The sequence below is a fragment of the Oceanospirillum maris DSM 6286 genome (assembly GCF_000422865.1).
Lineage (GTDB): Bacteria > Pseudomonadota > Gammaproteobacteria > Pseudomonadales > Halomonadaceae > Oceanospirillum > Oceanospirillum maris.
This window is the reverse complement of sequence record NZ_KE383936.1, coordinates 536610-541336: the sequence shown is the minus strand read 5'-3', so window position 1 is coordinate 541336 and position 4727 is coordinate 536610. Positions and strand designations below refer to the sequence as shown.

Here is a 4727-nt window from a genome sequence, read left to right as displayed (position 1 = left end):
CCGCACTAATCGGACTAAAACAGCGGGTTAAAATGTGTAGCGAAGCGTAACAGCCAACAAGTTTTTTGTCCGCGTTGACGACTTTGTTAGCTTTCTAGGATACACAGATATTAAGAACAGCTTTCATTTTTGAAAAATCACAATGGACACCTAATATATTTGCCTCAATCCAATCGTCAACACTTACAGCATCGAAAGATATTTCAAATCCAGCATTAATAACTAAGTGCTCAAAAAAAATACGCTGAGCACGACCATTACCTTCCCTAAAAGGGTGAATCATATTTAGATCACAATAATATTCTGATAGCTTTGCAATAAACTCGCTGTATTCTAGACCCACCAAATAGTTATCTTGTGACAACTTATTTAATAACTTATAAGCTTCATTTTCGATAAATGAAACATTACAAAATCTAGTATGCCCTTTCGTAATATCAACTTCTCTGAGTTTTCCTGACCACTCGTATAAATCTGAGAAAAGAGCATGGTGAATGTTACAAAGATAAGCTAAATCATAAGGAGGCTCTTCGAATTCAATCGCTGCAGCGGCAACAAAGGATAAGTCCCTTTCCGCTTCAGAGAGTAACTTTTCATCTTGAATTGACAATCTATTTTTAAGTAGGTTAGTTCCAGGATAACAATAAGGATCATCTCCAACACCATATTTATCAAGCATTAACTAATTGCGCTCTTTTCGCGTAATACTTTAATAATTCATCTCGTTTATCTTGGAGCTGCTTCTTATTACCACTTAAATCAGGTTTTTTAGATGATATACCCTCCAAACGAAGACTTTCATTATAGTTTTTTAGTTTAACTGAGTTTGAATATTCAATTTTATCAGATAGTGATAATAATTTACGTTTTCTCTGATTTTTTGATGAGATTCGACGGGCTTTAGCTTCTGCCAAATCCAACTTATGTAAGCGCTCAATAATTGCAGAACCTGTTTCGAACGCACCCCAAGATTCTACAAAGAAGTAAAAAGAGTTTTTCTCTCTTCTTTTGTTAATACATATACCTAGATTTGAGTGCAAATCTTTGAGAACTGATTGAACTTTCCTTTCAGAAATACCTGTAGAATTAACTATAACCTTGGTATTAACATGTTTAAATTGTACTAGAGCTGCTAAAACTTCAAATTCGTATTTCATAGAAAATACCTTCCTGCATATATATGCGCCTTAAAGTCTAGTTTACTATAATTTAGCAAAGATAGCAGCTTAGATCAGAAAGAAAGCTAACGAGCCTGTAGGAAAACCTGTTTTCAGCCAGCTTCCCCGCCAACAGCTCATTTTCTGTTGCCGGTTTTTATCGGTCATCATTTGTTTATTCTGTGTTTTATTGGCTGAGATGACCGTATTTTGCCAGTTTTTCTACATTATGTACCAGGCAATAAAGTTGCCACTGAATCTCACGGCTGGAGGTGATGCCTTTGGAATAAGCAAACAGGATGATTTTTAGCAGAATGGCTGGATCGTAGGCTGGGCGGCCTTCACTATCATTCTTATAAGGCTGGTGAAACGCGGACAGATCCAGATTTTCAGCCTCTTTATAAAAAACAGGGGTAATGCAGGGCATATTCAAAAGTACCGGGCTGCAACTGATCCAGGTAATTAATGACCACCATCGACGTTTGGTTGTAGTCGTAGTGCTTGAATCGAGCCATCACCGCCTCCTGCGTTTCAAAACTCGATCAGACCATAGTTCGGGAGGTTTTTCTACAGCCTGAACGCCCAATTAATGGGCTAAAATAAGCGACGCAGGAGCAAAAGCCAACTGTTTTTAGTCCTGATTGATTTGCTTGTTAGGCTTATGAGTGATGCGGAGAATGTTTAAATAACTCTTTAACACCTTCTTCATTTATTGAAAACTCATGATTGCCAATAGTAATAATATCCTCAATTTTTAAAGCATATTTTCCACGACCACATGCAAGTGATAATAAATTAGCTAAAGATCGATCTTTAGCCAAACTCATCCCCTTTCGAGTTTTTGAACCTCGTTTTCTAAGTTCGCTCGAAATAATTTTCGCATGTTCTTTTTTAACCATTTGAGTGGAAAAATAGTTTTGCATTTAATTCTCTCCGATTGTGAAGGTAAATAATTAAGCCTAACGCACCCTAAGCCGCAGATAATGCTGGTGCAGGTTGTTTACGAAAAATGCGACAGTGTTAGCTGTAGGACTTTAGGGTCTTGTTAGGCCTGTTATTTCTGAAGTATTTGATTCAGAATATTTTAGCCATGCATCTTCTAGGGCTTGGATAACAAGACTATCAACTGATTTTTGCATAAGATACTTTTTAAAGGGTTCTATACTAGAACCTGCTCTAGGGAAAAAAGTATCTATTTTTACATCTTTGGCAAGATCTCCAATTGGTGATTTTTGGTCGGTCTGCTTGAGTAACCAAACATAGAAATTACTTGGTTCGTGTTTTCTTTGATTCATAAAATTCTCCAATTAAAATTTAAAATACATTAGTGATGTAAGCCTAACGAGGCTACAGAAAAACCTCAGCCTCAAAATTGATCATTTTTTGTACTAAAAATAACGTTTCTACGTAAATTCTAGAGCAGTTTTTTCATCGCCAAATACGCTTAAATCAACGTAGCACCGCGAATAAATTCTCAATAACCAGAACCTGTTAGGTTTTTCTACAGTCTGAACGCCGCCAGCACGCGCGGCTTTACAGTGAAGGCGAAGCCGCAACGGAAAAGCCGTCGCTGTGCCTGACCTTATGTACGCCCAGCATGGGCATGAACTAATGAGGTGAAACTCCTCTGTAGGAAGGTCACCATCCTTAGCGATTTATGTCGTTATTAGATGTTAACGACTAGCGAATGGCAAGGGCTTAACCGCGAGGTTTAGTCTGAAGGAAGCCGCTAGCACTCTTGCTAGAAGATTGAGCGAGCTGATGAACAAGAACATCATATGAGGCGTAGGCTGGAGGCACTCTTTAATTAAATTCAGGGCACGAGACAACGAAGCCCTGTGCTGCTTTTGATTAGAGAGCAGGGCCACCGTAAATGATGCGGCAGTGCAGTGAAAGTTCATGCTCCCCTTTTGGTTTATAAAGAGGGGGGAGATCTGCTTAACAGGCGATCGGAAACTTAAACAGTTCTAAGCTACTGATTTAAACAGGCTTGGCAAACAGAATTCATCAAACTGTTTGAGCAAATATGATGAAACCGATAGCGCTGATATGGGTAACTATATTAGTGATTAAGCAGAAGTCAGCAGACGGCATAGTAGCCAAACGCCCATCGTAATGGATGGGACACGGTGAAGGCCTGAACATTTAGAATAAAGGAGGAGCCTTGCCAGATTTGAACACACGAATACCGTCCGGTAATGACGTGACTCAGCATTTTAGCTTGCAGCCATCCTTTAGCGAAAATCTATTCGAACGCACCCTGCAGCGAGAAAATATTCAAGCTGCATGGAAACGTGTTCGAGCCAACAAAGGAGCCGCTGGCATCGATGGCATGACCATTGAAGAGTTTCCAGACTGGGTAAGATCCGGTCAATGGGAACGAGTGATGCAAGAACTTAAATCAGGCGTTTATAAACCTGATCCTGTTCGTCGCGTAGAAATTGAAAAGCCTGACGGGGGTATTCGTCAGCTTGGCATTCCTACGATTAAAGACCGCGTCATTCAGCAAGCGATTGCTCAAATACTAGTGCCTATTTTTGATCCGACATTTTCCAATAATAGTTTTGGATTCAGACCGAACAGAAATGGGCAGCAAGCCACTAAACAAGTACAAAACATTATCAAGGAAGGCCGACGCTTTGCCGTTGATGTTGATCTTTCGAAGTTCTTTGATCGAGTGAATCACGATCTATTAATGACGTACCTGAGCTATAAGCTGAAGGATAAAGCGTTATTGAGATTAATTGCAAAGTATTTACGTGCAGGAATAATGAAAGATAACTACTTTTCAGAAAGCCGTGAAGGCGTTCCACAAGGTGGCCCACTTTCACCTCTGCTCGCGAATATTATGTTAGATCCACTCGACAAAGAATTAGAGAAACGAGGCCATAAGTTTGCTCGCTACGCTGACGACTTTACTATTTTGGTGAAAAGTAAGCGTGCTGGCGAACGTATCCTTAACAGCATCTCGAACTACTTGGAGCGTCGATTAAAACTCATCGTTAACAGTGATAAAAGTTGCGTTGTGAAAACCTCAGAAAGTAAATTTCTGGGCTTCACTTTTCGATCAGGAAGAATTCAGATTCATCCGAAAACACTGCATCGATTTAAGGAACAAGTACGGCGTTTAACCAACCGAAACTGGGGCGTGTCGATGCGCTATCAGCTCTTTAAAACCAGCCAGTATTTACGGGGCTGGATTAATTATTTTGGTATCGCCAATTGCTATCAACTTTGCATGGATCTAGATCATTGGATTCGTCGCAGAGTTAGAATGGCTTATTGGCGACAGTGGCGAAAGCCACGCACTAAAGTAAGAAATTTAATGAGGCTAGGTGTTCGCGTTCAAGCTGCGGTAGCTTGTGGTATTACGAGTAAAGGCCCATGGCGTAGCTCCAAAACTCCGGGGATTAATCAGGCATTATCAAATGCTTATTTAAAAACCGAAGGATTATATTCGTTACGCGATGGATGGATTAAGCTTCACCATTCTAAGTGAAACGCCCTGTGCGGATCCGCATGCAGGGTGTTGTGGGGGCTGGAGGCTAGATACCTCCGGCTACCCGATTA

The 4727-nt window shown here is 40.3% G+C and carries 5 protein-coding genes and 1 pseudogene; 1 reads left to right on the top strand and 5 read right to left on the bottom strand.

The window, feature by feature from the left end:
• Positions 1-94 precede the first annotated feature (94 nt).
• From G517_RS0114510 to G517_RS19385, 5 genes and pseudogenes are all read right to left on the bottom strand, one after another.
• Complete coding sequence (locus tag G517_RS0114510) at positions 95-679, bottom strand: putative adenosine monophosphate-protein transferase Fic (RefSeq protein WP_028305011.1); 585 nt, start codon at positions 677-679, stop codon at positions 95-97.
• Positions 672-1157, bottom strand: coding sequence for a YhfG family protein (locus G517_RS0114505; protein ID WP_028305010.1), 486 nt, complete (start codon positions 1155-1157; stop codon positions 672-674). The genes G517_RS0114510 and G517_RS0114505 overlap by 8 nt, the downstream gene beginning before the upstream one ends.
• Positions 1158-1407: 250 nt before the next feature.
• A pseudogene (locus G517_RS0114500) lies at positions 1408-1672 on the bottom strand (transposase); the annotation flags it as partial.
• A 144-nt stretch (positions 1673-1816) separates the two neighbouring features.
• Positions 1817-2080 (bottom strand): hypothetical protein, encoded by a 264-nt coding sequence (locus G517_RS0114495; protein ID WP_028305008.1) that lies wholly within the window; start codon positions 2078-2080, stop codon positions 1817-1819.
• A 111-nt stretch (positions 2081-2191) separates the two neighbouring features.
• The gene (locus G517_RS19385) at positions 2192-2452 is read right to left on the bottom strand and encodes a YozE family protein (RefSeq protein WP_036591541.1); all 261 of its coding nucleotides are present in this window, start codon (positions 2450-2452) and stop codon (positions 2192-2194) included.
• A gap of 878 nt (positions 2453-3330) precedes the next feature.
• Between G517_RS19385 and ltrA the strand changes: the two genes are divergently transcribed.
• The gene (gene ltrA, locus G517_RS0114485; RefSeq protein ID WP_245543258.1) at positions 3331-4656 is read left to right on the top strand and encodes a group II intron reverse transcriptase/maturase; all 1326 of its coding nucleotides are present in this window, start codon (positions 3331-3333) and stop codon (positions 4654-4656) included.
• The last annotated feature ends 71 nt before the right edge of the window (positions 4657-4727 follow it).

What these genes read in the sequence shown, in the direction of transcription:
- G517_RS0114510 (WP_028305011.1), bottom strand. Translation starts at nt 679, where the DNA reads ATGCTTGATAAATATGGTGTTGGAGATGATCCTTATTGTTATCCTGGA.
- G517_RS0114505 (WP_028305010.1), bottom strand. Translation starts at nt 1,157, where the DNA reads ATGAAATACGAATTTGAAGTTTTAGCAGCTCTAGTACAATTTAAACAT.
- G517_RS0114495 (WP_028305008.1), bottom strand. Translation starts at nt 2,080, where the DNA reads ATGCAAAACTATTTTTCCACTCAAATGGTTAAAAAAGAACATGCGAAA.
- G517_RS19385 (WP_036591541.1), bottom strand. Translation starts at nt 2,452, where the DNA reads ATGAATCAAAGAAAACACGAACCAAGTAATTTCTATGTTTGGTTACTC.